Raw genomic sequence first — 26944 nt, forward strand, 5'->3', positions numbered from 1 at the left:
TCCGTCAGCTGCCCAGGCGCAGCAGGCTGTTGGCGCTGCGCGCGTTGTCGTCGCCGTGCTTGATCACCTGCACCTGCATTTCGTACTGGCGCTGCAGCTGGATCATCTGCACCAGCGCACCGGCGGCATCGACGTTGCTGCCTTCCAGCTGGCCGCTGTGCACCGCCGTGCCCTGCGCAGGTGCAAACGGCTGGCGCGGATCGGTGTTGCGGAACAGGCCATCCAGGCCACGCTCCAGGCGCTCGTCCGGTGCCTGCACCACCTTGATCCGTCCGACCTGGGCCATCGTCTGCGGGCCTTCGCCCTGCGGAATGATCGAGATCGTGCCGTCGGCACCGATCTCCATCGCCTGGTAGGGCGGAATGGCGATCGGGTTGTTGTTGTCATCCAGCACCGGGCGGCCGCTGGACGTCACCAGCTGGCCGTTCGGCGTGACCGACAGTGCAGCGCCGCGCGTGTACGCCTCGCTGCCATCGGTGGACTGCACGGCCAGCCAGGTGCCGGTCTGCAGCGCCAGGTCCAGCGGCTTGCCGGTGATGTGCTGCGCGCCGGGCCGGCGGTTGAAACCGGCGTCGACGTGCAGTGCATCCACCCGCGAGGCAAAGCCCGGGCCCTTGATCGGGAAGGCTTCGGTGTTGGCCAGCGCTTCCTTGAAGCCAGGGGTGTCCGAGTTGGCGAGATTGTGGCTGAGCGTGCCCTGCGCCTGCAGGGAGGCGCGGGCACCGGTCATCGCCACGTAAAGGGCTTTATCCATGCGGGAAGTTCCGAGACGGGGTCAGCAGTTCATCAACGGATATTGATGACGGTCTGGGTGATCTGGTCCTGGGTGGTGATCATCTGCGCGTTGGCCTGGAAGTTGCGCTGCGCGGTGATCATGTTGACCAGCTGCTCGGTGAGGTCGACCGTGGAGGCCTCCAGCGAACCGGCCTGGATCTTGCCGAGGTTGGACGTGTCCGGCATGCCGGTACGCGGCGTACCCGAGCTGAAGGTATCCACCCACAGGTTGTTGCCCTTCGATTCCAGGCCCTGCGGATTGTTGAAGGTGGTCAGCGCGACCTGGCCCAGCGGCTTGTCGGCGCCGTTGGAATAACGGGCGTAGACCACGCCGGTTTCCGACACGGTGATCTCGTTGAGCTTGCCGGCGGCATAGCCGTCCTGCTGGGTGTTGCGCAGCGCGAACTTCTCGCCGTACTGGGTCGAGCCGTTGATATCCAGCGTCATGTTCAGCACGCCCGCACCCGTGGTCGGGGTGAAGGTGCCGAGGCTGACCTTGCCGTTGGCCGGCGCGGTGAGCTTGCCACTGTTGTCGAAGGTGACCGGGGTCGGTGCGCCAGCCGGCTGGCCGTCCACGTAGTTGCGCACGGTCCACTCGTTCGGGTTGGCACCCTTCACGAAATAGGAGACCTGGATGTGGCTCACGCCCAGCGAGTCGTACACCGTGATGCCGCCGCTGGAGTGGTTGTAGCTGTTGGAGTCGGTCGGGTCGAAGGTGGTGACGGTCGGCTGCTTGGCGTTGGCCGGCAGGGTGAAGCCGACCTTCACTTCGCTGGTCTGCTTCGGCGGGCTGTCGGTGGTCAGCAGCTGCAGGTCGACCATGCGGCCGGCATCGAAGTTGGTGCCGTCTGCATTCGGCGCGAACACCTGCAGGCGCGCTCCCTGCGGGTTGACCACGTAACCCGATGCATCGGTCTGGAAGTTGCCCGCGCGCGAATAGACCCGGGTGCCGTTCATGTTCATGGTGAAGAAGCCCTCACCGGAAATGGCCATGTCCAGGCTGCGGCCGGTCTGTTCGTTGTGGCCCTGCTTGAACTGCTGGGCAACATTGGAGACACGGACGCCCGAACCCACGGCGTTCTTCGACAGGCCGTAACCGGTGGCCGAGAACAGGTCGGCGAACTCGGCGCGCGATTCCTTGAAGCCGGTGGTGTTGACGTTGGCGACGTTGTTGGCGGTGACGCTCAGGTCGGAATTGGCGGCATTGATGCCGGACAGCGAGACATTGAAGCCCATGGGATGCTCCTGGTAAGTGCGGGGTGTGCGGCTCAGCTGACGCGGAGCACGTAGTCGATCGGGGCCGTGCCCAGGCCCTTGAGGTTCAGGTACAGGCCGTCGGAACCGACGGTCACGCTTTCCACCGGTGCCTGCACGTAGGTGGACAACTTGGTGCTCTTGCCGGCGGTGTCGACGTGGTTGGCGACGATGGAGTACTTGCCCGGTTCCATGCGCTTGCCGTTGGCGTCCTTGCCGTCCCACTTGAAGGCGGTTTCGCCGGCGGCCTTGGCTTCCACGCTCAGCGAAGTGACCTTGGCGCCGGTGGCATCGGTGACGTCGACGGTGATGATGCCGGCCGAAGGCGCGGCCACCGTGCCTTCAACGCTGCCTTCCTTCTCCAGCACCAGCTTTTCCGACGGCACCAGCACCTGGTGGCCGACCAATGCGGCACCGCGCAGCACCTGGTCGCTGGCCATCGATTCCTGGAAGCCCTTCACCGTCTTGTTCAGATCGGTGATGCCCTGCACGGTGGACATCTGCGCCATCTGCGCGACCATCTGCGTGTTGTCCATCGGCTTCAGCGGATCCTGGTGCTGCAGCTGCTCGGTCATCAGGCGCAGGAAGTCGGCCTGGTCCAGCGTGTTCTTCTTCTTCGTAGCGTTGCTGTTCGGGGCGTTCAGGCCGAGTGCGGCGTAGACGTCCTGATTGGTCTGGTTGTTGACGGCGGTGGTCATGGCGGTATCCGGTACTGCGGGCCTCAGCGGCCCATGGTCAGGGTGGCCAGGGCCAGTTCCTTGGCGGTGGTCAGCATCTCCACGCCGGCCTGGTAGTTACGCGAGGTCGAGATCAGGTTGACCATCTGCGCCACCGGATCGACGTCGGGCTGGTAGATGTAGCCATCGCCATCGGCCAGCGGGTGGCCCGGCTCATAGCGCTTGATCGGCGCGGCCTCGCTCTGGGTGATCTCCTTGACCTTCACCGAGGTGATGTTCGGATCGTTCTTGCTGGTGACGGCCTGGAAGATCGGCTCCAGCGGCTTGTACACCGCGTCGGCGGAGCCGGCGACGGTGTCGGCGTTGGAGAGGTTGGAGGCGATGGTGCTCATGCGCACCGACTGCGCCTGCAACGCGGAGCCGGCGATATCGAAGATCGGCAGGTTGCTCATGGCTTATTGCCCCGTGATCGCGGTCAGCATGGAACGCACCTTGCTCTCGACGAAGCTGAGCGAAGCGCGGTACTCGAGCGCGGCACGGCCATAGGCCGCACGCTCGGCATCGGGATCGACGGTGTTGCCGTCCAGGCTGGGCTGCACGCCGTCGCGCGCGATCTGGAACGGGTTCAGGCCACTACTGATCTCGTAGTGCTGCTCGTGGGTGGTGGCCATCAGGCCGTTGGCATCCAGCCCCTGGGCATGGCGCAGGGCGGCATCGAAGTCCAGGTCCTGGGCCTTGTAGCCGGGAGTGTCGGCATTGCCGAGGTTGCTGGCGATCAGCTTCATCCGCTGTTCGCGCAACGGCATGGCCTGGGCATGGACGCCCAGGTAGTCGGTAATCAGGTTGCGCACGGTGCACTCCCACGGGAACGTTGCCCGGGAAGCTGCAAGGGGTGTGCCAAATTCGAGAGGGTAGTGCCGGCCGCTGGCCGGCTCCCCGATAGATCTGCGAATGCCGGCCAGCGGCCGGCACTAGCGGATCAGTGGACGTCAGGCCGCCAACGCCACCTTGCGCAGGCGGTCCAGCACGAAGTCGGCCAGCTCGTGCGGCGAGTACTTGGCGACGAAGGCGTTGGCACCCACGCGCTCGACCATCGCATTGTTGAATACGCCCGACAGCGAGGTATGCAGCAGCACATACAGGCCGGCCAGGCCCGGATGGCGCCGGATTTCCGTCGTCAGCGTATAGCCGTCCATGGCCGGCATCTCGATGTCCGAGATGACCATGGCGTAGCGTTCGGCCGGGTTCTCGCCGGAAGCGTGGATCTGCAGCAGGTGGTCCAGTGCCTGCTTGCCGTCGGAGAGCAGGGTGGCACCTACGCCCAGCTGGTCGAGCACGCTGCGGATCTGCTGGCGCGCCACGCGCGAGTCATCCACCACCAGCACCTGCAGCTGCGGGCCGTCGGAGGGCATTGCCATCGCCGGGTCGAGCACCGCCTCGCCGCGCACCTGGGCAATGTCGGCCAGCACGCTTTCGACATCGATGACCTGGATCAGCTCGCCCTGGAAGCGGGTTACGGCGGTCAGGTAGCTCGATTCGGCGCCCAGCTCCGGTGGCGGATGGATGTCTTCCACCGCGATGTTGACGATGCGCTCCACACCGCTGACCAGGAAGCCCTGGATCGAGCGGTTGAACTCGGTAACGACCAGATAGCCGGGCGAGGTGTCGGCCTCCGGCTCGCGTTCGGGATGGCCGATGGCCAGGCCGAGATCCAGCACCGGCACCGAGCGGCCACGTACGTCGGCCACGCCGGAGAACTGGCTGGGCAGCCCGGGCACCTGGAACAGCTCCGGGCGCCGCAGGACTTCCTGCACCTTGAAGACATTGACGCCAAAAAGCTGACGTCCGCCGAGACGGAACAGCAGCAGCGCCAGGCGGTTGTGGCCGGCCAGGCGGGTCCGCTGGTCGATCCGGTTGAGCAGGTCATGGGACATGGCTGCTGTATCGGCGCTGAGGCGGCAGAACTTGAGGGTGGTGTGCCGCCCGCGTGCTCCACACCGCTTCTGTAGAGTCGACTGTCAGTCGACTGCTCTTCGATCCGTTCGTGGGAACCCCCGCGCTTCGCGCGAAAGTCGACTGACAGTCGACTCTACCCATCCGGTCGCATCCCCACCCCGGACTCGCTCAACAGGCCCCGTCGCTCTGGCACGCCCCTTGCACGCAGCTGGGCCAGGTCCCATCGACAGGAGGCGCCATGCGCCGGGTCACATCTCTATTGGCCGTCGCGCTTGCCCTGGCCTCGCCGTGGGCGGCGGCCTCCGACTGGCAGCCCGTAGCCAGCATCCGCGCCGCAGCGCTGACGACCCTGCCGGCGGGCAGCGAGGGCGAGGCCCAGGTGGCCGATGCGCTGCGCCTGCCGAAGTGTGGCGGCGCGCTGCAGGTGCAGCCCACTGCCAACACCACGGTCGAGGTCAGTTGCCCCGACGCGGGCGGCTGGCGCCTGTTCGTGCCGGTAAAGGTGCGGCGCAACCAGACCGTGCTGGTGCTCAACCGTGGAATCGGCACTGGAGAAACCCTCACCGCCGCCGATATCACGACTGCCCAGCGTGACGCGGCCCGGATTGCCGGTGCTGTGCTGGCCGATCCCAACGCGGCGATCGGTCGCATCGCCCGCCGTCCATTGCAGGCCGGGGCCCTGCTGTCGAACAACGATCTGGTGGTGCAGCGTCTCATCAAGCGAGGAGACAGTGTGGCCCTGGTATCACGTCGCGGCTCGGTCGAGGTCCGCATTGCCGGTCGCGCGATGGGCGATGCCGGTGAGAATGAACGGGTCTCGGTGGAGAACCTGTCCTCGCGGCGGATCGTGCAGGGCACGGTCGACGCCGCAGGTGACGTAATCGTGGCGCGTTGATTTACCGCAAAATATCCCTAAAGATCGCGGCCCTGAGGCCGTTATCCCTTGTGAACGGCAACTCCAGGACACCCCATGAGCCAGAAAATCGACGGCAACCTGCAGGTCCCCCAGGCACTGCGCAGCGTGACGACCCCGGCCAGCAAGCCCGGCGTCAGCAGCGATTCGCCGGCACGCCCGGTCGAGGCAGCCGACAGCCTGCGTCTGACCGGCGAGGCCACCAATCTGCAGGCCATCGAGCGTGGGCTGACCACCGCCCCGGCGATCGACGCCCAGCGTGTGGCCGCCGTGCGCGAGTCGCTGCAGAACGGCACCTACAAGATCAATCCGGACGCGATTGCATCGCGCATGCTCGATCTGGACCAGCAGCTGCAGGGATGACCGCAGCGATGAGCGAGCCGCTGCAGCGTCTCGCCCAGGCCCTGGACGTTGAGCGCCAGGCCCTGGTCGAGCACGACGTGCACGCCCTGATCCGTGCCACCGGCGCCAAGCTGGAGGCGCTGCGAGCGCTGGAAGGCGCACCGCCGGTCGGCGAGGGCGAACAGCTGCAGGAACTGGCCGAGCGCAACCGCGCCAACGGCGTGCTGCTTTCGCGGCGCCGGCGCGAGGTCAACTGGGCACTGCGCCAGTTGGGCCGTACCGAAGACGCCTCGGCCTATGACGCCAAGGGCCAGTCACACACCGTTACTGCCCGCCGCCCACTCGCCGTCGCCTGACGCGACGGCGGTCGCACTACCCACCCCCGCGGGCTGAAGCCCGCTGCGTGACCGCGTATATTGGGCGCCTGTTCGAATGCCCCGAGTCGCCGTGTCCGCTGCCAACGCCCTGGTTACCGCCCCCCTTCCGCCGCAGCCGGTGCTGCAGGCCCTGCTTGAGCGCCTGCGCGAAGGGCTGTTGCTGTTCACTGAAGACGGGCAGGTGGCGCTGGCCAATCCGGCCGCGCAGAACCTGCTGGCCGGCGGCGGGGAAGGTTCATTGCCGCCGCCGCAGCGGCTGCGTGAACTGCTGCCCCCCGATGCGCTGGAACAGGCGCGGCAGCATGGTCACTGGAATGGCAGCCTGCCGCTGGGAGAGGGGGTGGTCATCGCCCACCTTTACCACCACGGTCCGGTGGGCCAGGGGCACTTCCTGGCGTTGTTCCGCCATATCGAAGGGCAGGAAGACTACGAGCGCGAGCTGCAGCAGCGCCATGCGGAGCTGCGCCAGGCCTACCTGCGCCTGAACGGCACCCAGGAGAAGCTGCTGCAGTTGGAAAAGATGGCCTCGATCGGCCAGCTTGCCGCGGGCGTTGCGCACGAGATCAACAACCCGATCGGCTACGTGCACTCCAACCTGGGCAGCCTGCAGGAGTACCTGCGCAGCCTGTTCACGGTGATTGAAGCCTACGAACGCGCCCTGCGGGCACCGGACCCGAAGGCGTTGATTCCGGAAATCGACGATATCCGTGACCGCCTGGACATCGATTTCATCAGCCGTGACCTGCCGCAGCTAATGGCCGAATCGCGCGAAGGCATCGAGCGGGTCACCCGCATCGTGCGTGACCTGAAGGACTTCTCGTATTCCGGCCGCGACGAATCGTGGAAGCTGGTCGACCTGCATGCAGGGCTGGAATCGACCATCAACATCATCTGGAACGAGCTCAAGTACAAGGTCACCCTGCATCGCGAGTTCGGCCAGCTGCCGCTGGTGGAGTGCCTGCCGTCGGAGTTGAACCAGGTCTACATGAACCTGCTGCTCAATGCAGGCCACGCCATCGCCGAGCGCGGCACGATCACCGTGCGTACCGGTGTCGATGGTGACCAGGTGTGGGTCGAATTCGAGGACACTGGCGGAGGCATCTCGCCGGAACTGCGGCAGCGCATCTTCGATCCGTTCTTCACCACCAAGCCTGTTGGCAGCGGCACCGGCCTGGGCCTGTCGATCTCCTACAGCATCATCAACAAGCACCATGGCCGCATCGACCTGGACAGTACCCCGGGCGTCGGTTCGCGCTTCCGCGTGGTGTTGCCAGTGAAGCAGCCGCGCTGACCGCTTCCGGTCGTGCCGGCCGCTGGCCGGCAACCTCATTGAACCCGATATCCAGAGCAGCCGGCCAGCGGCCGGCTCTACCAGAGAGGATCATCACCGCAACGGGCGATCCTCACCGCCATCTCCGCTTTCCACCGGCGCCGGACCGGCGTTGCTGCGGCGCTGCTCCTCATAGGTGCGGAACGCCTGGTGGATGTGCTTGCGCAGCTCATCGTCGTTCCAGGGTTTGGTCAGGAAACGGTAGATCGCACCACGGTTGATCGCGTCGGTCACGGTGTTCAGATCGGTGTAGCCGGACAGCACCAGGCGGATCGTATCGGGGTACAGCATCTTCACCCGGCCCAGGAACTCGGTGCCGCTCATGTCGCTCATGCGCTGGTCGGACAGGATCACCTGCACGTCGTTGATCGCCAGCAGGTCGAATGCATCGCGCACGTTGCCGGCCGCCAGGATGCGGTAGCCGTCGCGGCGGAACAGGCGCACCAGCGAGCGCAGCACGTTCTCCTCGTCATCCAGCAGCAGCAGTGTCCGGTCCGGGCGCGTTTCGGCGAAGGCTTCCGGACGCAGGTAGCGTCGGCGCAGGGTCATGCCGGCGGCATCGGCCGACATCGGCTCGCCGAACAGGTAGCCCTGGAACACGTCGCAGTCGTTGCGGCGCAGGAAACCCAGTTGGGCCTGCGATTCCACGCCGTTGGCGATCACGGTCATGCCCAGCTGGTGGCCCATGGCGATGATCGCGCGGGCGATGGCCGCCTCGCGGTTGCCGGCTGGCGCGCTCTTGATGAAGCTGCGGTCGATCTTCAGCTTGTCCACCGGGTAACGCACCAGCGCGCTCAGGCTGGAATCGCCGGTGCCGAAGTTGTCCAGGCTGAGGCTGATGCCTTCGTTGCGCAGGTTGGCCAGCGTCTCGTGCACGAAGTTGACGTTGTTGGTCAGCGCGCTTTCGTTGATCTCCAGCGTCAGCATCTGCGCCGGCACGCCTGCAGCCTGGATCAGGCCCATGACTTCAGCGAAGAAGTTCGGCCGCAACAACTGCAGGGTGGAGACGTTCACGGCGATGGTGAAGTCGTCGAAGCCCTGGTCGCGCCACAGGCGGGCCTGCTTCAGTGCGCCTTCCAGCACCCAGGTGCCGATCTGCACGATGATGCCCAGCCGCTCGGCGGTGCGCATGAAGCGCTCCGGCACCAGCATGCCCAGCGTGGGGGACTGCCAGCGCAGCAGCGCCTCCATGCCCACCACGTGGCCGTCGCGGGCACTGACCAGTGGCTGGTAGCGAAGCTTCAGCTCGCCATTGGGGATCGCGTCGACGATCTGGCGCGCGATGATGCTCTCGCTGTGCGCGCTCGGCGGGGTATCCACTGCGTGGATGCGCACCGCATTGCCGCCTTCGCGGGCCGCCTGGTACAGCGCATCCTCGGCGTGGTCGAGCAGGCGCGAGGTGCTGCTGGCATGGTCCGGGCACAGGCTCACGCCCAGCTTGCCGGTCATGAACAATGTGTACGGCAGCACCGACAGGGGCAGCTCCATCTGCTGCCGGATCTCCTCGGCGAAGTCCTCCGGCAGCGGCACGTCGGCGGTGCGCGGCACCGCGATCAGGAACTCGTCGCTGCCATGCCGCCACAGTTTGCCGCGGCCGCGCAGGTAGGACTGCAACCGCTGCGCCACCAGCACCAGCGCCTGGTCACCTACCTCGGCGCTCATGTTCTCGTTCACCGAAGCGAAGTGGTCGATGTCCACGTGCATCAGCATCAGCGCGGTGCCGCCGGAGGCCGCCTCGGCGACCATCGCCTGCAGCTCGGGGTTGCCGGCACCGAGGCGGTCGGGTGCATCGTCGATGCTGACCGGGGGCTGGTTGGGATTCCACATAGGCTCAGTATTCCGGTGAATCGACGGCAGCCATGCTGGCCGCCTGGTAGGGGAGGTGGACGTCGATCAGGGTGCCTTCGCCATGTGCGGATTCGATCCGCACATGGCCGCCGACACTCTGCGCACGCTCGCGCATTACGATCAGGCCCAGGCCGCGCGGACCGTCCGGGTCGAACCCCTCGCCGTCGTCGCGGATCTGCAGGTGCAGGCCGCGCTTGCCGACGTCGCGCAGCTGAAGTTGTACCTGGCTGGCGCGCGCGTGCCGCAGCACATTGGTCAGGCTTTCCTGGGCGATGCGGAAGCAGGCCTGTTCGATGCTGTTGTCGGGGCGGTGCGGCAGGGGCTCGATCTCGGCCAGCAGTTCCACCGGCGACGAACGGAACAGCACCCGTGCCTGCCAGCTCAGGGCTGCTTCCAGGCCCAGCGCGTCGAGCTGCGGCGGACGCAGCAGGGTAGAGATGTCGCGCAGCTTGGCCACCGTGGTGTCGGCCAGGCTGACGATCTGTGCCAGGTCCTCGCCGCGGCGCTGTGGATCATGCTCGTCCTGCGCCGCATGGGCGGACAATTTGATCGCCGTGATCGCCTGGCCGATGTCGTCATGCAGGTCGCGCGAGATCGCGCGGCGTTCGTCCTCCTGCAGCGAGAACAGCCGGCCGGCCATCGCCTGCAGTTCGCGGTTGCTGGTTTCCAGTGCACTGCGCGTCCGTTCGGAATCGCTCAGGTCACGCACGATCAGCAGCTTGCAGTCGCGGCCGCCGTAGCGCACCTCGCCGACCGCCAGGCCGGCATGGAAGCTGCGCCCGTCTGCGCGCTGCATGGCCACCACGCTGCTGTGGCCGGGGCCCAGGTGTGGCTGCCCGGCGCGCAGCTGGCCGCGGACGCGCGCCAGATCACCGGCAGCGACCAGCGCCGACAGCGGCTCACCCAGCAGGGTGTGGCTGCCATAGCCGAACAGGCTGGCCGCCCAGGCATTGGTGTACAGCACGTGCTCATCGGAGAGGATCACCACGCCATCGGGCAGTACCCGCACCAGCTCGCGGAACTGTTCTTCGCGCTCGCGCAGCAGGCGTCGCGACTGCTCGCGCTCGGTCACGTCCTGCAGGGTACCCAGCACGCGGCTGCGACCGGACTCATCGACACCACTGGCGGCTCGCAGGTGCACCATCAAGGCGCGGCCATCCATCGACAGCAGGGGCAGCAATACGTCCACCTGCACCGGATCACCCGAGCACAGCTCGGCCAGCAGCTGCTCGGTCTGGGTGGCGGTGGCGGGGTCGGCGGGCACCAGCAGCTCATCGAAGCGGTGCCAGCGACGGGCTTCCGGAGGCCGGCGGCCAAGCAGTCGGTAGACCTGGTTGGAATAGCGGCCCATGCCGGTGGATGGATCCAGTTCCCAGGCGCCGATGCGCGCCAGCTCGTGGGCTTCCTCGACCCGGGCCAGTGCCTGGTCGCGGCGCAACTGGGCCAGGTCTTCGGCGGTGCGGTCGATGGCGATCAGCAACCGGGCATTGTGGCCGTCATAGCTGATGGCGTTGGAGCGCAGTTCCATCTGCCGCAGCGAGCCGTCGCGCAGCTGCAGCTGGGTCCGCAGGACGCACAGCTCCTCGGGTGCTTCACGGATCGCCTCCAGCTTGGTCTGCAGCGCCTGATCCTGGCCGGGTGGCCACAGCGAGTCGATGGTCTGCTCCAGCAGCTCATCGCGCTCCCAGCCGAATGCGCTGCAGGCCGCCGGATTCGCGTCGAGGATCGCCAGCGTGTCCAGGTCGTAGACCAGGATCGGGCCGGGGTTGCCTTCGAACATCTGCCGCAGGCGCAGCTCCGAGGCCTGCTGGCGTGCATGGGTGTGCAGCACGTGCTCGGCCAGCGGTCGCAGCAGCAGGTACAGCAGGCCGGCACTGGCCAGTGCGAAGAACGAGCCCTTCACGCTCTGCCACATCGCCGCCTGCTGCGGATCCGGCACCAGCGCCTGCACGGCACTGTCGGAGGCGATCATCCAGGCCAATGCCATCACCAGGTAGCTCAGCACCACCCGCCGCCGGTCGCGGCTCAGCGCCTGCGCCATCCGCGGGTCGGGAACAGGGGCGGTGCCGGTCGGTTCTGCAGGCATGGACGGGCTGGATGAAAGGGGCGCTGGCCATCTTACCGCGCGGGTGTGCCCTGACCACTCAATTATCCGCCGCAGGCGCCGTTAACCACTGCGTGCCCCGCTGACGGGCGTGTCATCCGGAGCAAGATCGCGTGGACCAAGGGATCATCGCCAGCCTGCTGCAGCACCCGCTTGCGTCGGCGCTGGTCATCGTCGACCGCACGGGCCGCCCGCTGGCGGCCAATCCGGCTGCGCGCGAGCATGGCCTGCCGGCCACCGTGGCCGCCTATGCGCCGATGCTGGAGGATCTGCGCCTGATGGCGGCCGATGGCGGCATCGTTGCCTGCACGCTGCCGGGTGGCCCGCACGGGCACTACGACGGCCACCTGCGCGCTGTGCATGATGGCGCCGGCAATCTGCTGGCCTTCACGTTGAGCATTCCCGAGCCGGTTCCGCTCGGCGGCGGTGGGCGCTGGGAGCTCGCGCTGGACAGCGCCGGCCACAGCCTGTGGGACTGGGACATTCCCAGCGACCGCGTGGTGCGCACCCCGGCACTGGGCGATGAAACCGCCACCGAGATACTGGCGCGCGTGCACAGCGAGGACATCGCCCAGGTGCGGTTCGCACTGGACGAGCATCTGCGTGGGCTGAGCGAGCAGTACAGCGCACAGTTCCGTTTCCGCCAGGCCGATGGCCAGTGGCGCTGGGTGCTGGACCGGGGCCGCGTGGTCGCGCGCACCGCCGATGGCCAGCCGTTGCGCATGGTCGGCACCCATACCGATATCGAGCAGCAGAAGCAGCTGGAAGGGCTGCTTCAGGAACAGCAGCTGCACCTGAGCGAGGCCCAGCGCATCGCCAGCATGGGCAGCTGGTCGTTCGACCCCAACAGCGGTCACTTCTGGTGGTCGCCGGAGCTGCGTTCGCTGCTGGCGCTGGAGCAGGGCGCCGTGCCCGGCCAGCGCCGCTGGCTGAAGCAGCTGCATCCGCGTTCACGTGGTGCACTGCGTGCGGCCTGGCGGCGGCTGTGGCGCGATGGCCGCGCCGCCAATCTCGAGCTGGAACTGACCCGCGGCCCTGAGCCATCGCAGCACCTGCGGCTGTGGATGCAGCCACTGCTGGACATGGACGGACAGCCCAAGCGGTTGCTCGGACAGGTGCAGAACATCACCGAGCAGCACCAGACCGATGCGCTGATCCGCTGGCGCACCGAGCTGCTCAACCGCGTCTCCGCGCTGGGCCGCATCGGCGGCTGCGAGATCGAGGTGCAGACCCGGCACATGCAGTGGACCGAGGAGTGCTACCGCATCCACGGCCTGCGCAAGGAACCGATCACCCTCGACCAGGCGCTGGCGTTGTATACCGAGGATTCACGCAACGCCTTCGAAGCGGCGTTGGGGCGCATCGCTGATGGTGGGCTGCCCGAGCAGCTGGACCTGTGCTTCTACCGGCAGTCCGGCCTGCGCGTCTGGGTGCAGGTGCTGATCGAACTGGACCGCCGTGATGGGCTGCCGCCGCGTTTCGTGGTGCTGTTCCGTGACATCACTCGGGAGCGCGAGGCCAACGAGCGCATCGAGCTGCTGGCCCATTACGATCTGCTCACTGGCCTGCCCAATCGCGTGCTGCTCGGCGAACAGACCGCCGAAGCCATCGAAGAGGCGCGCGACCGCGGCACATCGCTGGCGATGCTGTTCATCGATCTGGATGGCTTCAAGACCATCAACGACAGTTTCGGCCACGCCACCGGCGACGCCCTGCTGAAGGCGGCCGCCACCCGGCTGCACCAGAACCTGCGCAACAACGATCTGTTCGGCCGCTTCAGTGGTGATGAATTCATCGTGGTGCTGCGCGACCTGGCCGAGCCGGAGGATGCGGGCCATGTGGCACGCAAATTGATCGCTTCGTTGGCCGAGCCGCTGCGCCGGGGCGAAACAACGTTGAAGGTGGGCGCCAGCGTCGGCATTGCGATGTTGGGTGACGCACAGACCGACTTCGATTCCCTGCTGCGTGCCGCCGATGCGGCGATGTATGCAGCCAAGGAAGCCGGCCGCAATACCTACCAGTACTACAGCCAGGACGCGCTGGCCCGCATCCAGCGCAAGCTTGAGCTTGAGCATGCCCTGCACGGTGCCATCGAGCGCGAAGAGTTCAGCCTGGCCTACCAGCCGCTGCTGCATGCCCATCACGGCGAGCCGCCGGCGATCGAGGCGCTGCTGCGCTGGCACCGACCCGGGATTGGCTATTGCAGTCCGGCCGAGTTCATCCCCATCGCCGAGAAGTGCGGCGAGATCGTACGGATCGGCGACTGGGTACTGAATGAGGCCTGCCGCCAGGCCACGGCCTGGGACCGCGCTGGTCTGCGCTTCGACCGCATCGCAGTGAATGTCTCGGCGGTGCAGCTGCGTGACCGCGGCTTTGCCGAGCGCGTGATCGAAATCTGCCACGCCCATGGCTGGCCACCGCAGCGGCTGGAGCTGGAGCTGACCGAGTCGGCGCTGATCCGTGACACCGACATCCTGCGCCATTGCTTCGATGTGCTGGAACGGCACGGCGTACCGCTGGCGGTGGATGACTTCGGTACCGGCTTCTCCAACCTCAATTACCTAAATCGATTCCCGGTGGGCCGCCTGAAGATCGACCGCAGTTTCGTGCAGGGCATGCTGCATGATTCTGGCACGGCCGAAGTAACCCAGGCCATCGTGCACCTGGGCCACGCGCTGGGCATGAAGGTGGTGGCCGAGGGCGTGGAAACGCACCAGGAAGAGGACATGCTGCGCCGCCAGGGCTGCGACGAAATCCAGGGCTACCTGTACTCGCGCCCGCTCAGCCCGCGTGACCTGGCGCAGTGGCTGCGCCAGCCGCAGCCGGCGCCGATGCGCACCGACGCCAGCGGGGAAGCGGTGCTGGTGCGCTGACAACCCGACGTTGGTAGGTGCCGGCACTTCGCGATCAACCACGCATGGCGTGGATCTACTGGCCGTGCCGACTTTGGTGGGTGCCGACCGTTGGTCGGCACGGAAGCCCGTGCCTCTCGATCATCCACGCATGGCGTGGATCTACCTCGGAAACTCCGCCTTCAACTGCATGCGCAGCGCTTCCACGATGGCAGCGTAGCGCCGCTTCTGGACCAGATAGCTGGCCAGGAACAACGGCAGCACCAGCAGCATGGGTGCCACCATCGGGCGCATCGCCACCAGTGGCAACAGCAGCAGCGACAGGGTTGCCACGAACCAGCTGCACAGGCCGATCACCCGCACTTCGTGCCGTCGCGCGTTGAGTACGATACGACCGCGCATCACCGGGAAGTAGCGCAGGCCGAAGCTCGGCGCGAAGCTCTCGCGGAACGCCATGCTGCCGTCGGGCAGCGCATGGAAGGCCAGTTGCAGCCATCTGTCCTGCGGCAGGTCACGCTCCAGGTTGCCCAGCGAGAGCCGGGCCTGCATGGCCGGTGACGCCGCGATGCGCTCATTGAACAGGGTGATGCCCCAGCTGAAATAGGCGGCCACCCACGCCATCAGAAGGATGGTCTCGATCAACAGCACTGCGATCAGGGCGATGGCCATCGGTCTTCCATGAACGGGACCGGGGCATCATGCCACAACGATTTCGCCACCCCGGTAGATCCGCGCCATGCGCGGATGTTGCGGCGAGGGCCAGGCGTCACACCGGCAGATGAAAGCCATCCACGCATGGCGTGGATCTATCGGTTCATCAACGCAATGCCTGCAATGGAATAGCTGGCGATCATCAGTCCGACCACGTACGCCGCCACGATGATCAGCCAATACGTCACCGGCTCGATGTCCCGCCATGCATCAATGGTGCCGGCGCGGTGGTGGCTTAGATGGACATGCCCGGTGTTGATCGCAGTTGCCGCCATCCAGGCACATAGAAAGGCCATCAGCATGAAGAGCAGGCTGCCGAACAGGAACGCGACAGGTCGATGCCGGGGCGGCCGCAAGGTGGCGTAGGCGGGGCGCCAGGTGAATGTGACGGCGATGAATACCATCGCAGCAAATCCCAGCCAGGTCATGAACGTGGTGCTCATGCGACGACACTCCGTGTCCAGCCGTAGGTGGCATGGCCGGATCATGCCATGGGTTTGGAGCGGGTGGCGGTGACAGCCATCCACGCATGGCGTGGATCTACTTCAGGGCTTCGCCATCCAGCCCCAGGTCCCACGCCAGCCCCAGCAGCTCCTCGTCCGCGCGGGACGGCGCCGGACGTGCATCGGCCAGCTGCTGCAGTTCGCGGATCTCTTCGCGGGCGACCTCTTCCAGCTGCTGCAGCTGCTCACGCACGCTCGCGTTGCGCGGGCGCTCGGTGTCGGTGAGGGAGGGCAGGGCGCGGATCAGGGTCATGGTGCGCGTACAGGATGCATCCAACGGCGGGTCACAGGCAAAGGCCCCGGACGAACCGGGGCCTTGCGGGCTGCCGGCGAGGGCAGCGGACATCAGGATCAGAACAGCTCGACGGTGCCGGCGCCCATGCTCTGCTGGGCAACTGGCTTGTGCGGCGGGCGCTCCCATTCGCTGCGCAGTTCGCGCAGGCGGCTGCCGGTGCGCTGCAGGGCGGTGGCGATCTCTTCGTCGAACACGCCGCCATTGCGGTGCAGCAGTTCCTGCAGGGCCACCGCTTCACGGTTGATCGCGGTCAGGCGGTCCAGGTGGGTGTGCACGCCGCCCAGCGCCTGGGTCGCGATGTCTTCGAACTGCAGGGCGCGCACGGCTTCGGCCACGCTGCCATCGATCGAACGGGCGCAGTCGGACACTTCGCGCATGCCGTCGCCCAGCGAGGCATTGATCTGCGCGACGTTGTCGAGCATTGCCGCTGCTTCCTGGCGGGCTTCGCGGGAGCGGTCCATGTCACGCGAGGCCATGTGCGAGACCGTCTCGCGGACCTTGGCGATGGCGTCCTTGGAGCTGTGCGCCAGCTTGCGGATCTGCTCGTTGAAGGTGGTCGAGCGCTCGGACAGGTTGCGCACTTCGTCGGCGACCACCGCGAAGCCACGACCGGCTTCACCGGCACGCGCCGCTTCGATTGCAGCGTTCAGGGCCAGCAGGTTGGTCTGGTCGGCGATCGACTTGACGTCTTCCAGCAATGCGAAGATGCCATCCAGGTGCTGCGCCATCTGGTCGATGTGCTGCACGGTGGTGCTGCTCTGGCCGCTCACCTGTTCCAGCGCTTCCACCAGCTGTTCCATGCGGTGGCTGGCGTGCTGGGCGAAACGGGCAACGTCCAGGCCGGCATTGCCTTCATCGCCGGCGCGGTCGACGATGCGCGACAGGGCCTGGCTCTGCTGGCGCGACTTGCGGTTCATCGCATCGAAGCTGCCACCGAGGCTGGAGACGGCCTGGCGGATCAGGTCACGGGCGCGTTCCACTTCGCCACGCGAACCGTCGATTTCGTTGCCGACGAAGTTGCGCAGTTCGGTCAGCAGCTGGTCCTGCTCACGCAGGACACGGGCATGTTCCGGGGAACGGTGCGCCTGGGCGCGGGTGGTCCACCACGCAAAGCCGAGCCAGCTCAGCGTCATCGTGGTCAGGATCGCCCAGCGCAGGGCGGCCGGCCATTCGAAACCGATGGCGAAGGGGAGCAGCAGGGTCAGAGCCAGGGGGGGCGGCCAGACGGATGAAAATGCGTGAGTACATGGACGTTCTCGGGAGGTGCACGGAGGATGTATCGGCCGTACCCCCTTTCTCTTTAACGTCGATGTGCCTCGAAGTGCATTCTGAATGCGCCGGTTTTCCGGCGCGGCCGGGCGACTCGGGGTCAGAGCCCTTTCCGTGCCGGAAAGGGATCCGACCCCTGGGAAGGCAGCGGCGGGGGCGGATCCCTTTTCATGGAAAAGGGCTCTGACCCCACACCCTCAGGCCAGCTGCCGGTCCACGGCCTCGATCATCGCCTTGCGGCTGAACAGGAAGTCCCAGTAGCTGCCGCCCAGCTGGCGCCACAGCACTGCCGACCGTACCGCAGCCAGCAGCAGGGCGCGGATCTCGGCCACCACCCCGGCCTGGCCGAGGTAGTGCGGGTTGCCCTGCACCATCACCCGCGGCTTGAGGTGGCTGATGGTGTCCGCGTACAGGCCACCCAGATTGGCCAGCACGTCCGGATGGCCGCTGTCGCCCAGCTCGGTGGCCTGGCGCTGGGCGCGTTCGATGCCCGAGGCGACCTTGTTCACGGTGGCGCCGTCCTGCACGAAGCGGCGCTCCAGCTGCAGCACCGACAGGGCCAGCTTGGGCAGGATCGGGTCTTGACCCTGGCTACGGAAGTAGTTGTGCAGCAGGCGCAGGCCGGCCTTCAGTGCATGGCGGTCACCGAACACCTCCTGCGGCGAGGACGCATCGACACGGAACACGCTGTCCACGGCGGTGCGTACGGCGGCGGCGTCGGAATGGCCGGTATCGGCGATGCGGCGTACCTGCTGCAGGGCCTGGGCAATGCCGGCCAGGGCCAGGACGCGGTCGTCGACAGTGAAACTCATGCAGCGATTACCTCAAAAGGGGAAGGGGTGGTGCGCAGGCGCTGTTCCAGCGGCGCATCGGTGGCGGCGATCACCGCGCCACCCAGGCACACATCACCGTCATACAGCACCAGCGATTGACCAGGGGTAACGGCGCGCTGTGGGCGCGCGAAGGTGACCAGCACGCTGCCATCGTCCAGCACCTCGACCGTACACGGCTCGTCGGGCTGGCGGTAGCGGGTCTGGGCGGTGCATTCAAAGCGCCGTGCCGGCGGCGAACCGGCGATCCAGTGCGCGGTTTCCGAGCGCAGCCGGTCGGACAGCATCCACTTGCTGTCGCGGTCCTGGTCCACGTACAGCACGTTGCTGGCCACATCCTTGCCGACCACGTACCACGGTGCGGCCGGGCGGCCGCGCACGCCGCCGATGTTCAGGCCCTCGCGCTGGCCGAGGGTGAAATAGAACACGCCCGGATGTTCGGCGATGACGCTGCCGTCGGCCGGGTCGAGGATCTGGCCGGGCTTGGCCGGCAGGTAACGGCCGAGGAACTCCCGGAAGTCACGCTCGCCGATGAAGCAGATGCCGGTGGAGTCCTTCTTGGCGTGGGTCGGCAGGCTGACGTCACGGGCGATCCGGCGCAGGTCGGTCTTTTCCAGGTCGCCGATCGGGAACAGGGTCGCCGACAGCTGCTCCTGGCCCAGTTGGTGCAGGAAGTAGCTCTGGTCCTTGGAGCGGTCGGCGCCGCGCAGCAGCAGCCACTGGTGGCCGCGCTGGGCCACCCGTGCGTAGTGGCCGGTGGCGATGCGCTCGGCGCCCAGCTCGCGGGCGGCATCCAGGAAATGCTTGAACTTCACTTCGCGGTTGCACAGCACGTCCGGGTTCGGCGTGCGGCCGGCGGCGTACTCGGCCAGGAAGTGTTCGAACACGCCCTGCCAGTACTCGCTGGAGAAATCGCGGAAGTGGAAGGGAATGCCGAGCAGGCCGCACACCGCCACCGCATCGCGGCGGTCGTCCTCGGCGCGGCAGTCGCCGCTGCCATCGTCGGCCCAGTTCTGCATGAACAGGCCGGCCACGGCCTCACCCTGCTGTACGAGGCGCCAGGCGGCGACCGAAGAGTCGACACCACCAGAGACGCCCACCATCACGCGCGGAGTGCTCATGCGACCTCCCGGACCAGCGAAAGCGGGTGGCGCTGGCCACCCAGGTAATCGGCCACTACCTGCCAGACCAGCGGGCTGCGCTGGCGATCGCCGGCGGCCTGCAGTTCGGCCGGGGTCAGCCACAGCGCGCGATCAATGCCGGTGTCCAACGGCTGCGCCGGGTCATGCGAGACCGGGCGCGCCGCATAGCAGAAGCGCAGGAAGGTCGTGCCGTCGCCGGCAGTCCACTGGTAGCAGCCGATGAAATGGGTCAGCTGCACCGTCCAGCCGGTTTCCTCGCGTGTCTCGCGCAGGGCTGCCTCGGCCAGGCTTTCGCCGGGTTCAAGGTGGCCGGCCGGCTGGTTCAGCACCTGCCGGCCGTCAATGGTCTCTTCAACCAGCAGCACGCGGCCGCCGTCGACCACGACAGTGGCGACGGTGGCGTGCGGTGCCCAGCGCGGGTCCGGCGTGGCGTTCAACTCAGAACTCGTCCTTCTTGGTCAGTTCCAGCTCCATGGCGTCGGCGGTGCGGATGGCCGCATCGATGGCGTCGCTGAGCTGGTCGGCAGTGGCATCGGCGTCGATCTTGACCACGAACATGGCGGTGGTGTCCTGCTTTACCCAGCCGCCCATCTTGGCATCCTGCGAATCTTCCAGCAGGCGGTTGGCCACGGCCACCGGGAACTGCTTGGTCTTGGCGCTGTAAGCGGGCGACCAGATCTCGCGGATGTTGTGGGTGCCGAAATCCTCCACCGACGAACGTACATAGACCATCTGGGTGCGGTCACCCTCGACGTCGAAGACCATGCGATAGTCGCCGTCCTCATCGACTTCGTAGGTGTAGCCCAGCTTGTCCAGGTGGCGGGCCACGGCCTTGTCGGCGTCTGCTGCAGCGGCGGAGCCGGATGCAGCCAGGGCGATCAGCAGGGTGGAGAGAAGGGTCCTTTTCATGAAGATCCTGTGAAACATTGCTGAGAGAGGGTGCAATTGTGACGGCGGGCGTGCGTGCCGTCCAATCTGCGGCGGGCCGACGCAGGCTCGCCCGAGCCTCTATAATGGCCCGATGCCCCATGAGTCTTCCCCCGATTCCCAGCACGAGCACGGCGTCGCCGTAGAGGCCGCGCGCCCGGAAGTGGCGCCGCCGCCGTTCTACCAGGTGATGCTGCTCAACGACGACTACACCCCGATGGATTTCGTGGTGGACGTCCTGCAGCAGTTCTTCAGCATGGACCTGGACAAGGCCACGCAGGTGATGCTGCACGTCCATACCCGCGGCCGTGGCGTGTGCGGGGTGTTCACCCGCGAAGTGGCCGAGACCAAGGTTGCCCAGGTCAACGAGTACTCGCGGATGAACCAGCACCCCCTGCTGTGCACCATGGAAAAGGCCTGACCGGCCCCGACCTGTGGCGCCGAGCCGATGCTCGGCTGCCTTTCGCCAAGGTGTGCTTACGCCTCACGCATCGTGCCCACCAGGGTGGGCGCCCAAGGGGTGGGTTTCATCCCTCCGCCAGTGCCTCCAGCGCCATTCGTGCCACGGTCTCATCAATGTCGGCCGGGTCGCCATCATCCCGGAACCATACCGCCGACAACCCCATGCTGGCCGCGATCCAGCGCAGCAGGCGCGTGCGTTCCAGCTCCGCCAGCGCTGTGACCTGTTCAAGGCGAGCCGCAAACCGTTCCGGTCGCGTCGCGACATGGATGCCTGGACCGCACAGGTCCGGGTTGCTGAACAGCGTGGTGTAATCGAAGGCCCGATCGCCCAGCAGCCGCTTCGGGTCGATCGCCAGCCAGCCGCGCGCGCCGAAATCCAGCACGTTGTCGTGGTGCAGGTCGCCGTGCAGCGGCCGGATCTCCTGTTCGTCCTGCAGCAGCCCCTCCGCCAGTGATCTGCACTGTTCCAGCAGTGGCGGCAGCGCAGCCCTTGGCTGCAGCAGGTCGGCGAACCATGTACGCAGGCAGACCAGTTCCGCTGGCGGCGCGCTCCGTGGCCGGTGCAGCCGCTGCAGGACCTGGCACAGGATCGTGGTGCAGGCGTCATCGTCGCCGTCGATCGAACGTTGCCGCAGCGAGTCGCCGCCGGCACGCTCGATCAGGATCGCCGGCCCCTCGTGGGCCAGCAGGCGGGCAGCGCCATCGCCCTCCCACCAGCGCAGCAGGCGATGACTGTTCTGCTCCTCGGTTTCGCCGCTGATCTTCAGCATGGCCGGCTCGCCGGCGGTGGTCAGCACCGGCCAGAGCCGGGCATGGGGCGTGTCGATGGCCGCGCCATCACGCCGCAATCGCCAGCGGCTCAGGTAGGGTTCGCTCATGCTGGGTGGGCTGTCCTGGAGTGAATGAAGATCAAGCGATCTGTACTGCTAACGCCATCTGAACGCAGCAATCCGCTAGGGTGATGGAAAACGCGTAGTCAGGCCGCATATTGTCCCCATCTGCCGCCGGAGTAATCCATGTTCAGCAAAGACCTCGAACACACCATCGGCCAGTGCTACAAGCGCGCCCGTGAGGCCCGGCATGAGTTCATGACGGTCGAACACCTGCTGTTGGCACTGCTCGACAACCCGTCCGCCCAGGCCGTACTGAAGGCCTGTGGCGCCGACGCCGAACGCCTGCGCCAGGAGCTGGAGCAGGCCATCGAGGCTTCCGTGTCCCGCCTGGCCGAAGATGACGGCCGCGATACCCAGCCGACCCTGGGCTTCCAGCGCGTGCTGCAGCGGGCCGTGTACCACGTGCAGTCCTCGGGCAAGAAGGAGGTCACCGGCGCCAATGTGCTGGTCGCCATCTTCGGCGAAAAGGACTCCCACGCCGTCTATTACCTCAACCAGCAGGACGTGACCCGGCTGGACGTGGTCAATTACCTGTCCCACGGCATCGCCAAGCTGGGCGAGGAAGGCGAGCAGCCGTCCTCCTCGTCCGAGGGCGAAGGCCGCATCGAAGGCGGGGAGGGCGAGCCGAAGGGGGATGCCCTGACCGAGTTCGCCAGCAACCTCAATGAACAGGCCCGGGCCGGTCGCATCGACCCGCTGGTCGGTCGTGCCGACGAGATCGAGCGCACCATCCAGGTCCTGTGCCGCCGCCGCAAGAACAACCCGCTGTACGTGGGCGAGGCCGGCGTGGGCAAGACCGCCATCGCCGAGGGCCTGGCCCGCCGCATCATCGAAGGCTCGGTGCCCGACGTGCTGGCCGACGCGGTGATCTACTCGCTCGACCTGGGCGCACTGGTGGCTGGTACCAAGTACCGTGGCGACTTCGAGAAGCGCCTGAAGAGCGTGCTGACGGCGCTGAAGAAGGTGCCCAACGCGGTGCTGTTCATCGATGAGATCCACACCATCATCGGTGCCGGGTCGGCGTCGGGCGGCACCATGGATGCGTCCAACCTGATCAAGCCGGCGCTGGCTTCCGGGGAGCTGCGCTGCATCGGCTCGACCACCTTCCAGGAATACCGTGGCATCTTCGAGAAGGATCGGGCGCTGGCCCGCCGCTTCCAGAAGATCGACATCGTCGAGCCGACCGTGGGCGAAACCTACGAGATCCTGCAGGGCCTGAAGTCCAAGTACGAGCTGCACCACGGCGTCACCTATTCCGACGAGGCGCTGCAGGCCGCAGTGGACCTGTCGGTCAAGCACATCGGCGACCGCCTGCTGCCGGACAAGGCCATCGACGTGATCGACGAGGCTGGCGCCCGCCAGCGCCTGCTGCCGGAAGGCCAGCGCAAGGAGCTGATCGACGTCGAGGAAGTCGAGGCGATCGTGGCCAAGATGGCGCGCATCCCAGCCAAGCAGGTCAGTGCCACCGACAAGGATGTGCTGCAGCACCTGGAGCGCAACCTGAAGATGGTGATCTTCGGCCAGGACCCGGCCATCGAGACGCTGTCCTCGGCGATCAAGCTGGCCCGTTCGGGCCTGGGCAACCCGGAAAAGCCGATCGGCAACTTCCTGTTCGCCGGCCCGACCGGTGTCGGCAAGACCGAAGTGACCAAGCAGCTGGCGTTGCAGCTGGGCATCGAGCTGGTCCGCTTCGACATGTCCGAGTACATGGAGCCGCATTCGATCAGCCGCCTGATTGGTGCTCCTCCGGGCTACGTCGGCTTCGACCAGGGCGGCCTCTTGACCGAGAAGATCGTCAAGACGCCGCACTGCGTGCTGCTGCTGGACGAGATCGAGAAGGCGCATCCGGACATCTTCAACATCCTGTTGCAGGTGATGGACCGCGGCGTGCTGACCGATACCAACGGTCGCGAAGCGAACTTCAAGAACGTGGTGCTGGTGATGACCACCAACGCTGGCGCGGCGCAGGCCTCGCGGCGTTCGATCGGCTTCACCAAGCAGGACCATGCCACCGACGCGATGGAGACCATCCGCCGCAGCTTCACCCCGGAATTCCGCAACCGCCTCGACGCGGTGGTGCAGTTCCAGGCGCTGGGCTTCGAGCACATCCTGCGCGTGGTCGACAAGTTCCTGATCGAGCTGGAGATGCTGTTGCAGGACAAGCACGTCAGCCTGTCGGCCACCCCGACGGCGCGCGACTGGCTGGCCCACCATGGTTTCGACCCGCTGATGGGTGCCCGCCCGATGGCCCGCGTCATCCAGGACAAGATCAAGCGCCCGCTGGCCGACGAGCTGCTGTTCGGCAAGCTGGTCAACGGCGGCAAGGTCAGCATCGACGTGCGCGACGACGAGCTGGTGGTCGAGACCCAGGCCGAGCCGGAGCGCCTGTTGCCGGTGACGGTGGAGTAACGTCGCGCCGGACCGATCCCGGTGCGGTTGGGAAACAAGGGCGGCTTAGGCCGCCCTTGTTGCATGTGCTGCAACTCATCGCCCCTGTTGCGCCAGGCGCCTGAAGGTCGCCGCATCGATCGGTTCGATCCGGGTCACGACGCAGTGGTTGCTGTCGGTCTTCAGGGTGCTGCGGGCGTCACCGCAGATCCGCTCAGGCGTACTTGGCGTGAAGAAGACGTAGCTGGCCGAGGCGGCAGCGCCCAGGCAGCGTTTCTGCAGATGCACCCGATAGTGGCTGTCACCGTCACGCAGCAGCACCTCGCGTTCCGTGCTGGAGGGGCGGATATCGCGATGGCTGCCGAGGGCAAGGCACTCGGACGGATTGGAGGGCTTTGTGGGTTCAGCGGCGAATGCCGCCAGGGGGAGGCTGACCAGCAGAACTGCCGGCAGCAGGACGTGCGGGAGCAGGGCGTTCATGATCGGGCGGGGGCGGCGATCCGGACTGGATCGGTTCCCACGATGCCGCGGCTGCTGCTAGCGCGAATCTGCCGCAAGCAGGGCTGACCGACGCCACGGTGAGCTCGGTCATGGTGACCTCCGGCAGGGCCGGATTCCGGGCATGACAAAAGGCCAGCAACCAGGGCTGGCCTTGTCGAAATGGCGCCAGGCGCCGACCGCTTACTTCATGCGGTAGGTGATACGACCCTTGGTCAGGTCATACGGGGTCATTTCAACCTTGACCCGGTCACCGGTGAGGATGCGGATGTAGTTCTTGCGCATGCGGCCGGAGATGTGGGCGATGATTTCGTGCCCATTTTCCAGACGAACGCGGAAAGTGGTGTTCGGCAGCGTCTCGCTGACGGTGCCCTCGAACTCGATGGAATCGTCTTTCGACATGTAGTCCTGTGCGGTTCAGAAAACGGCCACGCTGGGCCTAAGGCGCGGTATTTTACGCGTGACAGCGCCAGCTTGCAAAGTTTGTGTTAACCCCCGGCCAAACGCCGTGCTGGCAAGCGTCCGACCGCCCGGGTCCACGGGCCCTCCCGGCCGTCAACGCGCACGGCCCGGCGCACGTGCTGCAGGAATTCCGCGCGCGGGAGGTGCTCGGCACCCATCCGCAGCAGGTGCGGATTCTCTACCTGGGCATCGATCAGTTCCCAGCCCCAGCCATGCAGGGTGGAGGCCAGGGCGGCCAGGGCGATCTTGGAGCCGCCGCTGGCGCCACTGAACATGCTCTCGCCAAAGAACATCGACCCGATTGCCACCCCGTAGATACCACCGACCAGGGTCTGCCGGTCCCAGACTTCGAACGAATGGGCGAAGCCCAGGTCGTGCAGCTGGCTGTAGGCCTCGACCATCGCAGGGCTGATCCAGGTGCCGTCCTGGCCGGGCCGCGGTGCCGCAGCGCAGGCACGCATCACACGGCTGAAGGCGGTGTCGGCGGTGATCTCCCAGGTACTGCTGCGCAACTGGCGGCGGAAGCGGCTGGACAGATGCACGCCACCGGTGCGGAACACCACGCGTGGGTCCGGCGACCACCACAGGATCGGCTCGCCCTCACTGAACCACGGGAAGATGCCGCCAGCGTAGGCATTGAGCAGGCGCACCGGATGCAGGTCGCCGCCGACGGCGAGCAGGCCATCAGGCTGGCGCAGCGCGCTCTCGGCCGGAGGAAAGGGGGCGTCAGGCGTATCGGCCAGGCGCCAGGGCAACTGACGGGTCATGCCGGCATTGTATTCGTCGTGGTGATCGGCGATGTCTGGCACCATCAGTCTCCATCGGCAAGGAGCCCCGCATGAGTGAGTCGATCACTGCCATCCTCGATGTGCACGACACCCCGCGCACCCGCAACGACAGCCAGAACATGCTGCTGGTGCTGGCGACTGAGCAGCCGGTCCAGCTCGGTGTGCTGATGCTGCTGGCCCTTGCCCGGCGTTCACCCGGCTCGGCCTTTCTCGACATGGCGTTGGACCTGCTGCCCGATGAAGCTGTCGAGCCGGTCTGCGCCGAGGCCTGGCGCCGCTATCGCGACGGCGAGCGCGGTGAACTGCTGGCCAGCGTAGTGGAGTTCGCCAGCTACCAGGCGCCGCGGGTGCTGCAGGAGGACTGGGAGGCGTTGCTGGCGGTGGCCATTGAAGATGAGCTGCAGCTGGCCTCACAAGTATGGCGGGGCTTGCCCCCTGCCATTGCCGCGCACTGGGCGCAGATTCTGGCCGAAGCCGATGATGATCGCGAAATGGCGCGGGCCAGGGCGCTGCTGCTTGCCGCCCTGCCTGAGACCTACGCCGTTGCCCGCGGCTACGTGGTCGACTGGGGGCGGCTGGATGCCGAGGTCTGGGCGCACTGGGCCGGCGTCGCCGACGGGCCGCAGCCGCGACACCTGCATGACGAGCAGCCGCTGCATATCCGCTTCGGCCGTGAGCAGCATCGTGCGCAGCAGGCGGACGAGCCGAGCTGGCGCAAGCGCATCTGGCGCCTGCATCCGACCTGGAGTGGTGGGCAGGTGCGCCATGCTGGACACATGGGAGGGCGGCTGGAAGCGTTGTGTGGCAGCTGCCATGCACCGCTGCAGCGCCTGCTGAGAACCGACGCTGCCGCGCTGCAGCCGGGTGCGGCGGGCGAGATCACGCTGGGCCTCTGCCTGGACTGCTGCGGCTGGGAAGACCCGCCCGTGCGCTTCTATCGCCACGATGCCATCGGCCTGCCCAGTTGCCATCCCAGCCAGCGTCTGGAGGTGCCGGCCGCGCCGACCGACAGCGGTGACCTGTTGCGTGCCGAGGTGGGTCTGGCCGCCATGGACAGTGCGCGTTGGCAGCAGCAGGACTGGGGCCAGTCCAACCATCGGCAGAACCTGTCGCGCGTGGGCGGCGCACCGAGCTGGGTGCAGAGTGCGTGGTACCCAGCGTGCATCGATTGCGGCGAGGAGATGCCCTTCGTGATGCAGCTGGACTCGACGCTGCCGACCACGACTGAAGGCACGCTGCTGTGGGGCAGTGGCGGCATGCTCTACACGTTCTGGTGCGCGAAGTGCCGGGTGAGTGGGCATTTCTGGCAGTGCACCTGAGCACAGCGTCCTCGCCAGCGCTCTGGTAGA

General features: G+C 66.7%; 28 protein-coding genes. 8 read left to right on the forward strand and 20 right to left on the reverse strand.

The annotated features are described in order from the left end of the window. Positions 1-4 precede the first annotated feature (4 nt). The 6 genes from EZ304_RS00550 to EZ304_RS00575 all read right to left on the reverse strand — a co-directional run bounded on the left by EZ304_RS00550 (position 5) and on the right by EZ304_RS00575 (position 4639). Positions 5-754, reverse strand: a complete 750-nt coding sequence (locus EZ304_RS00550) for a flagellar basal body rod protein FlgF (protein ID WP_099552273.1) — start codon at positions 752-754, stop codon at positions 5-7. A gap of 32 nt (positions 755-786) precedes the next feature. Then, on the reverse strand, positions 787-2010 hold the full coding sequence (gene flgE / locus EZ304_RS00555) for a flagellar hook protein FlgE (RefSeq protein ID WP_099552272.1): 1224 nt from the start codon (positions 2008-2010) through the stop codon (positions 787-789). 32 nt (positions 2011-2042) lie between these two features. Next, positions 2043-2726 carry a flagellar hook capping FlgD N-terminal domain-containing protein gene (locus EZ304_RS00560; RefSeq protein ID WP_099552271.1) on the reverse strand — a complete coding sequence of 228 codons (684 nt, stop codon included), beginning with the start codon at positions 2724-2726 and terminating at the stop codon, positions 2043-2045. 23 nt (positions 2727-2749) lie between these two features. Then, entirely contained in the window at positions 2750-3157 is a 408-nt protein-coding gene (flgC, locus tag EZ304_RS00565; RefSeq protein ID WP_010485892.1) for a flagellar basal body rod protein FlgC, read from the reverse strand. Between the two features lie 3 nt (positions 3158-3160). Continuing rightward, positions 3161-3556: a flagellar basal body rod protein FlgB gene (gene flgB / locus EZ304_RS00570; RefSeq protein ID WP_099552270.1), complete on the reverse strand. Its 396-nt coding sequence runs from the start codon at positions 3554-3556 to the stop codon at positions 3161-3163. Between the two features lie 138 nt (positions 3557-3694). Continuing rightward, positions 3695-4639 carry a chemotaxis protein gene (locus EZ304_RS00575; RefSeq protein WP_005409577.1) on the reverse strand — a complete coding sequence of 315 codons (945 nt, stop codon included), beginning with the start codon at positions 4637-4639 and terminating at the stop codon, positions 3695-3697. Between the two features lie 260 nt (positions 4640-4899). Here EZ304_RS00575 and flgA point away from each other — a divergent pair, with 260 nt between their 5' ends. The 4 genes from flgA to EZ304_RS00595 all read left to right on the forward strand — a co-directional run bounded on the left by flgA (position 4900) and on the right by EZ304_RS00595 (position 7584). Continuing rightward, entirely contained in the window at positions 4900-5556 is a 657-nt protein-coding gene (gene flgA, locus EZ304_RS00580; protein ID WP_099552268.1) for a flagellar basal body P-ring formation chaperone FlgA, read from the forward strand. 75 nt (positions 5557-5631) lie between these two features. Beyond that, positions 5632-5937, forward strand: a complete 306-nt coding sequence (gene flgM, locus EZ304_RS00585) for a flagellar biosynthesis anti-sigma factor FlgM (RefSeq protein ID WP_142805927.1) — start codon at positions 5632-5634, stop codon at positions 5935-5937. Beyond that, positions 5934-6272, forward strand: coding sequence for a flagellar protein FlgN (locus EZ304_RS00590; RefSeq protein WP_006366325.1), 339 nt, complete (start codon positions 5934-5936; stop codon positions 6270-6272). Before flgM ends, EZ304_RS00590 begins: the two co-directional genes overlap by 4 nt. A 91-nt stretch (positions 6273-6363) precedes the next feature. After that, positions 6364-7584, forward strand: a complete 1221-nt coding sequence (locus tag EZ304_RS00595) for an ATP-binding protein (RefSeq protein ID WP_142805928.1) — start codon at positions 6364-6366, stop codon at positions 7582-7584. Positions 7585-7677: 93 nt separating this feature from the next. Here the strand turns inward: EZ304_RS00595 and EZ304_RS00600 are convergent, their stop codons facing one another. Continuing rightward, positions 7678-9450 (reverse strand): EAL domain-containing protein, encoded by a 1773-nt coding sequence (locus EZ304_RS00600; RefSeq protein ID WP_032127372.1) that lies wholly within the window; start codon positions 9448-9450, stop codon positions 7678-7680. 4 nt (positions 9451-9454) lie between these two features. After that, on the reverse strand, positions 9455-11557 hold the full coding sequence (locus EZ304_RS00605; protein ID WP_142805929.1) for a PAS domain-containing sensor histidine kinase: 2103 nt from the start codon (positions 11555-11557) through the stop codon (positions 9455-9457). A gap of 131 nt (positions 11558-11688) precedes the next feature. Between EZ304_RS00605 and EZ304_RS00610 the strand changes: the two genes are divergently transcribed. Then, positions 11689-14448: a bifunctional diguanylate cyclase/phosphodiesterase gene (locus tag EZ304_RS00610; RefSeq protein WP_099552265.1), complete on the forward strand. Its 2760-nt coding sequence runs from the start codon at positions 11689-11691 to the stop codon at positions 14446-14448. A 141-nt stretch (positions 14449-14589) separates the two neighbouring features. Here the strand turns inward: EZ304_RS00610 and EZ304_RS00615 are convergent, their stop codons facing one another. From EZ304_RS00615 to EZ304_RS00650, 8 genes are all read right to left on the reverse strand, one after another. Beyond that, positions 14590-15096 (reverse strand): hypothetical protein, encoded by a 507-nt coding sequence (locus EZ304_RS00615; RefSeq protein WP_142805930.1) that lies wholly within the window; start codon positions 15094-15096, stop codon positions 14590-14592. A gap of 137 nt (positions 15097-15233) precedes the next feature. After that, positions 15234-15581, reverse strand: coding sequence for a hypothetical protein (locus EZ304_RS00620; RefSeq protein ID WP_142805931.1), 348 nt, complete (start codon positions 15579-15581; stop codon positions 15234-15236). Between the two features lie 97 nt (positions 15582-15678). After that, positions 15679-15894, reverse strand: coding sequence for a hypothetical protein (locus EZ304_RS00625; protein ID WP_049446361.1), 216 nt, complete (start codon positions 15892-15894; stop codon positions 15679-15681). Positions 15895-15992: 98 nt separating this feature from the next. After that, on the reverse strand, positions 15993-17147 hold the full coding sequence (locus tag EZ304_RS00630) for a methyl-accepting chemotaxis protein (protein WP_142805932.1): 1155 nt from the start codon (positions 17145-17147) through the stop codon (positions 15993-15995). Positions 17148-17402: 255 nt separating this feature from the next. Beyond that, entirely contained in the window at positions 17403-18017 is a 615-nt protein-coding gene (hflD, locus tag EZ304_RS00635) for a high frequency lysogenization protein HflD (RefSeq protein ID WP_010485865.1), read from the reverse strand. Continuing rightward, positions 18014-19156: a tRNA 2-thiouridine(34) synthase MnmA gene (gene mnmA / locus EZ304_RS00640; RefSeq protein WP_099552261.1), complete on the reverse strand. Its 1143-nt coding sequence runs from the start codon at positions 19154-19156 to the stop codon at positions 18014-18016. The genes hflD and mnmA overlap by 4 nt, the downstream gene beginning before the upstream one ends. Then, positions 19153-19614 (reverse strand): NUDIX hydrolase, encoded by a 462-nt coding sequence (locus tag EZ304_RS00645; protein WP_142805933.1) that lies wholly within the window; start codon positions 19612-19614, stop codon positions 19153-19155. Before EZ304_RS00645 ends, mnmA begins: the two co-directional genes overlap by 4 nt. Position 19615: 1 nt before the next feature. Further along, on the reverse strand, positions 19616-20086 hold the full coding sequence (locus EZ304_RS00650) for a hypothetical protein (RefSeq protein ID WP_111112597.1): 471 nt from the start codon (positions 20084-20086) through the stop codon (positions 19616-19618). A 112-nt stretch (positions 20087-20198) separates the two neighbouring features. Here EZ304_RS00650 and clpS point away from each other — a divergent pair, with 112 nt between their 5' ends. Beyond that, positions 20199-20525: an ATP-dependent Clp protease adapter ClpS gene (clpS, locus tag EZ304_RS00655; protein WP_005409592.1), complete on the forward strand. Its 327-nt coding sequence runs from the start codon at positions 20199-20201 to the stop codon at positions 20523-20525. Positions 20526-20631: 106 nt separating this feature from the next. Here the strand turns inward: clpS and EZ304_RS00660 are convergent, their stop codons facing one another. After that, on the reverse strand, positions 20632-21444 hold the full coding sequence (locus EZ304_RS00660; RefSeq protein ID WP_142805934.1) for an APH(6) family putative aminoglycoside O-phosphotransferase: 813 nt from the start codon (positions 21442-21444) through the stop codon (positions 20632-20634). A gap of 138 nt (positions 21445-21582) precedes the next feature. Here EZ304_RS00660 and clpA point away from each other — a divergent pair, with 138 nt between their 5' ends. Next, complete coding sequence (clpA, locus tag EZ304_RS00665) at positions 21583-23868, forward strand: ATP-dependent Clp protease ATP-binding subunit ClpA (protein ID WP_099552257.1); 2286 nt, start codon at positions 21583-21585, stop codon at positions 23866-23868. Positions 23869-23943: 75 nt separating this feature from the next. Here the strand turns inward: clpA and EZ304_RS00670 are convergent, their stop codons facing one another. The 3 genes from EZ304_RS00670 to aat form a co-directional block, all read right to left on the reverse strand. Continuing rightward, the gene (locus EZ304_RS00670) at positions 23944-24327 is read right to left on the reverse strand and encodes a hypothetical protein (RefSeq protein WP_142805935.1); all 384 of its coding nucleotides are present in this window, start codon (positions 24325-24327) and stop codon (positions 23944-23946) included. 201 nt (positions 24328-24528) lie between these two features. Further along, on the reverse strand, positions 24529-24747 hold the full coding sequence (gene infA / locus EZ304_RS00675; protein ID WP_005409596.1) for a translation initiation factor IF-1: 219 nt from the start codon (positions 24745-24747) through the stop codon (positions 24529-24531). Between the two features lie 86 nt (positions 24748-24833). After that, on the reverse strand, positions 24834-25574 hold the full coding sequence (aat, locus tag EZ304_RS00680) for a leucyl/phenylalanyl-tRNA--protein transferase (RefSeq protein ID WP_142808046.1): 741 nt from the start codon (positions 25572-25574) through the stop codon (positions 24834-24836). A 71-nt stretch (positions 25575-25645) separates the two neighbouring features. Here aat and EZ304_RS00685 point away from each other — a divergent pair, with 71 nt between their 5' ends. Then, positions 25646-26914, forward strand: coding sequence for a hypothetical protein (locus tag EZ304_RS00685; protein ID WP_142805936.1), 1269 nt, complete (start codon positions 25646-25648; stop codon positions 26912-26914). Positions 26915-26944 lie beyond the last annotated feature (30 nt).

The organism is Stenotrophomonas maltophilia (assembly GCF_006974125.1).
GTDB lineage: Bacteria > Pseudomonadota > Gammaproteobacteria > Xanthomonadales > Xanthomonadaceae > Stenotrophomonas > Stenotrophomonas maltophilia_O.

Coding starts and splice junctions, on each gene's coding strand:
- EZ304_RS00615 (WP_142805930.1), bottom strand. CDS start 15,096: ATGGCCATCGCCCTGATCGCAGTGCTGTTGATCGAGACCATCCTTCTG.
- clpS (WP_005409592.1), top strand. CDS start 20,199: ATGCCCCATGAGTCTTCCCCCGATTCCCAGCACGAGCACGGCGTCGCC.
- hflD (WP_010485865.1), bottom strand. CDS start 18,017: ATGAGTTTCACTGTCGACGACCGCGTCCTGGCCCTGGCCGGCATTGCC.
- EZ304_RS00685 (WP_142805936.1), top strand. CDS start 25,646: ATGAGTGAGTCGATCACTGCCATCCTCGATGTGCACGACACCCCGCGC.
- clpA (WP_099552257.1), top strand. CDS start 21,583: ATGTTCAGCAAAGACCTCGAACACACCATCGGCCAGTGCTACAAGCGC.
- EZ304_RS00620 (WP_142805931.1), bottom strand. CDS start 15,581: ATGAGCACCACGTTCATGACCTGGCTGGGATTTGCTGCGATGGTATTC.
- aat (WP_142808046.1), bottom strand. CDS start 25,574: ATGACCCGTCAGTTGCCCTGGCGCCTGGCCGATACGCCTGACGCCCCC.
- mnmA (WP_099552261.1), bottom strand. CDS start 19,156: ATGAGCACTCCGCGCGTGATGGTGGGCGTCTCTGGTGGTGTCGACTCT.
- flgA (WP_099552268.1), top strand. CDS start 4,900: ATGCGCCGGGTCACATCTCTATTGGCCGTCGCGCTTGCCCTGGCCTCG.
- flgC (WP_010485892.1), bottom strand. CDS start 3,157: ATGAGCAACCTGCCGATCTTCGATATCGCCGGCTCCGCGTTGCAGGCG.
- flgM (WP_142805927.1), top strand. CDS start 5,632: ATGAGCCAGAAAATCGACGGCAACCTGCAGGTCCCCCAGGCACTGCGC.
- EZ304_RS00625 (WP_049446361.1), bottom strand. CDS start 15,894: ATGACCCTGATCCGCGCCCTGCCCTCCCTCACCGACACCGAGCGCCCG.
- infA (WP_005409596.1), bottom strand. CDS start 24,747: ATGTCGAAAGACGATTCCATCGAGTTCGAGGGCACCGTCAGCGAGACG.
- EZ304_RS00550 (WP_099552273.1), bottom strand. CDS start 754: ATGGATAAAGCCCTTTACGTGGCGATGACCGGTGCCCGCGCCTCCCTG.
- EZ304_RS00600 (WP_032127372.1), bottom strand. CDS start 9,450: ATGTGGAATCCCAACCAGCCCCCGGTCAGCATCGACGATGCACCCGAC.
- EZ304_RS00575 (WP_005409577.1), bottom strand. CDS start 4,639: ATGTCCCATGACCTGCTCAACCGGATCGACCAGCGGACCCGCCTGGCC.
- EZ304_RS00590 (WP_006366325.1), top strand. CDS start 5,934: ATGACCGCAGCGATGAGCGAGCCGCTGCAGCGTCTCGCCCAGGCCCTG.
- EZ304_RS00650 (WP_111112597.1), bottom strand. CDS start 20,086: ATGAAAAGGACCCTTCTCTCCACCCTGCTGATCGCCCTGGCTGCATCC.
- EZ304_RS00605 (WP_142805929.1), bottom strand. CDS start 11,557: ATGCCTGCAGAACCGACCGGCACCGCCCCTGTTCCCGACCCGCGGATG.
- EZ304_RS00560 (WP_099552271.1), bottom strand. CDS start 2,726: ATGACCACCGCCGTCAACAACCAGACCAATCAGGACGTCTACGCCGCA.
- EZ304_RS00660 (WP_142805934.1), bottom strand. CDS start 21,444: ATGAGCGAACCCTACCTGAGCCGCTGGCGATTGCGGCGTGATGGCGCG.
- flgE (WP_099552272.1), bottom strand. CDS start 2,010: ATGGGCTTCAATGTCTCGCTGTCCGGCATCAATGCCGCCAATTCCGAC.
- EZ304_RS00670 (WP_142805935.1), bottom strand. CDS start 24,327: ATGAACGCCCTGCTCCCGCACGTCCTGCTGCCGGCAGTTCTGCTGGTC.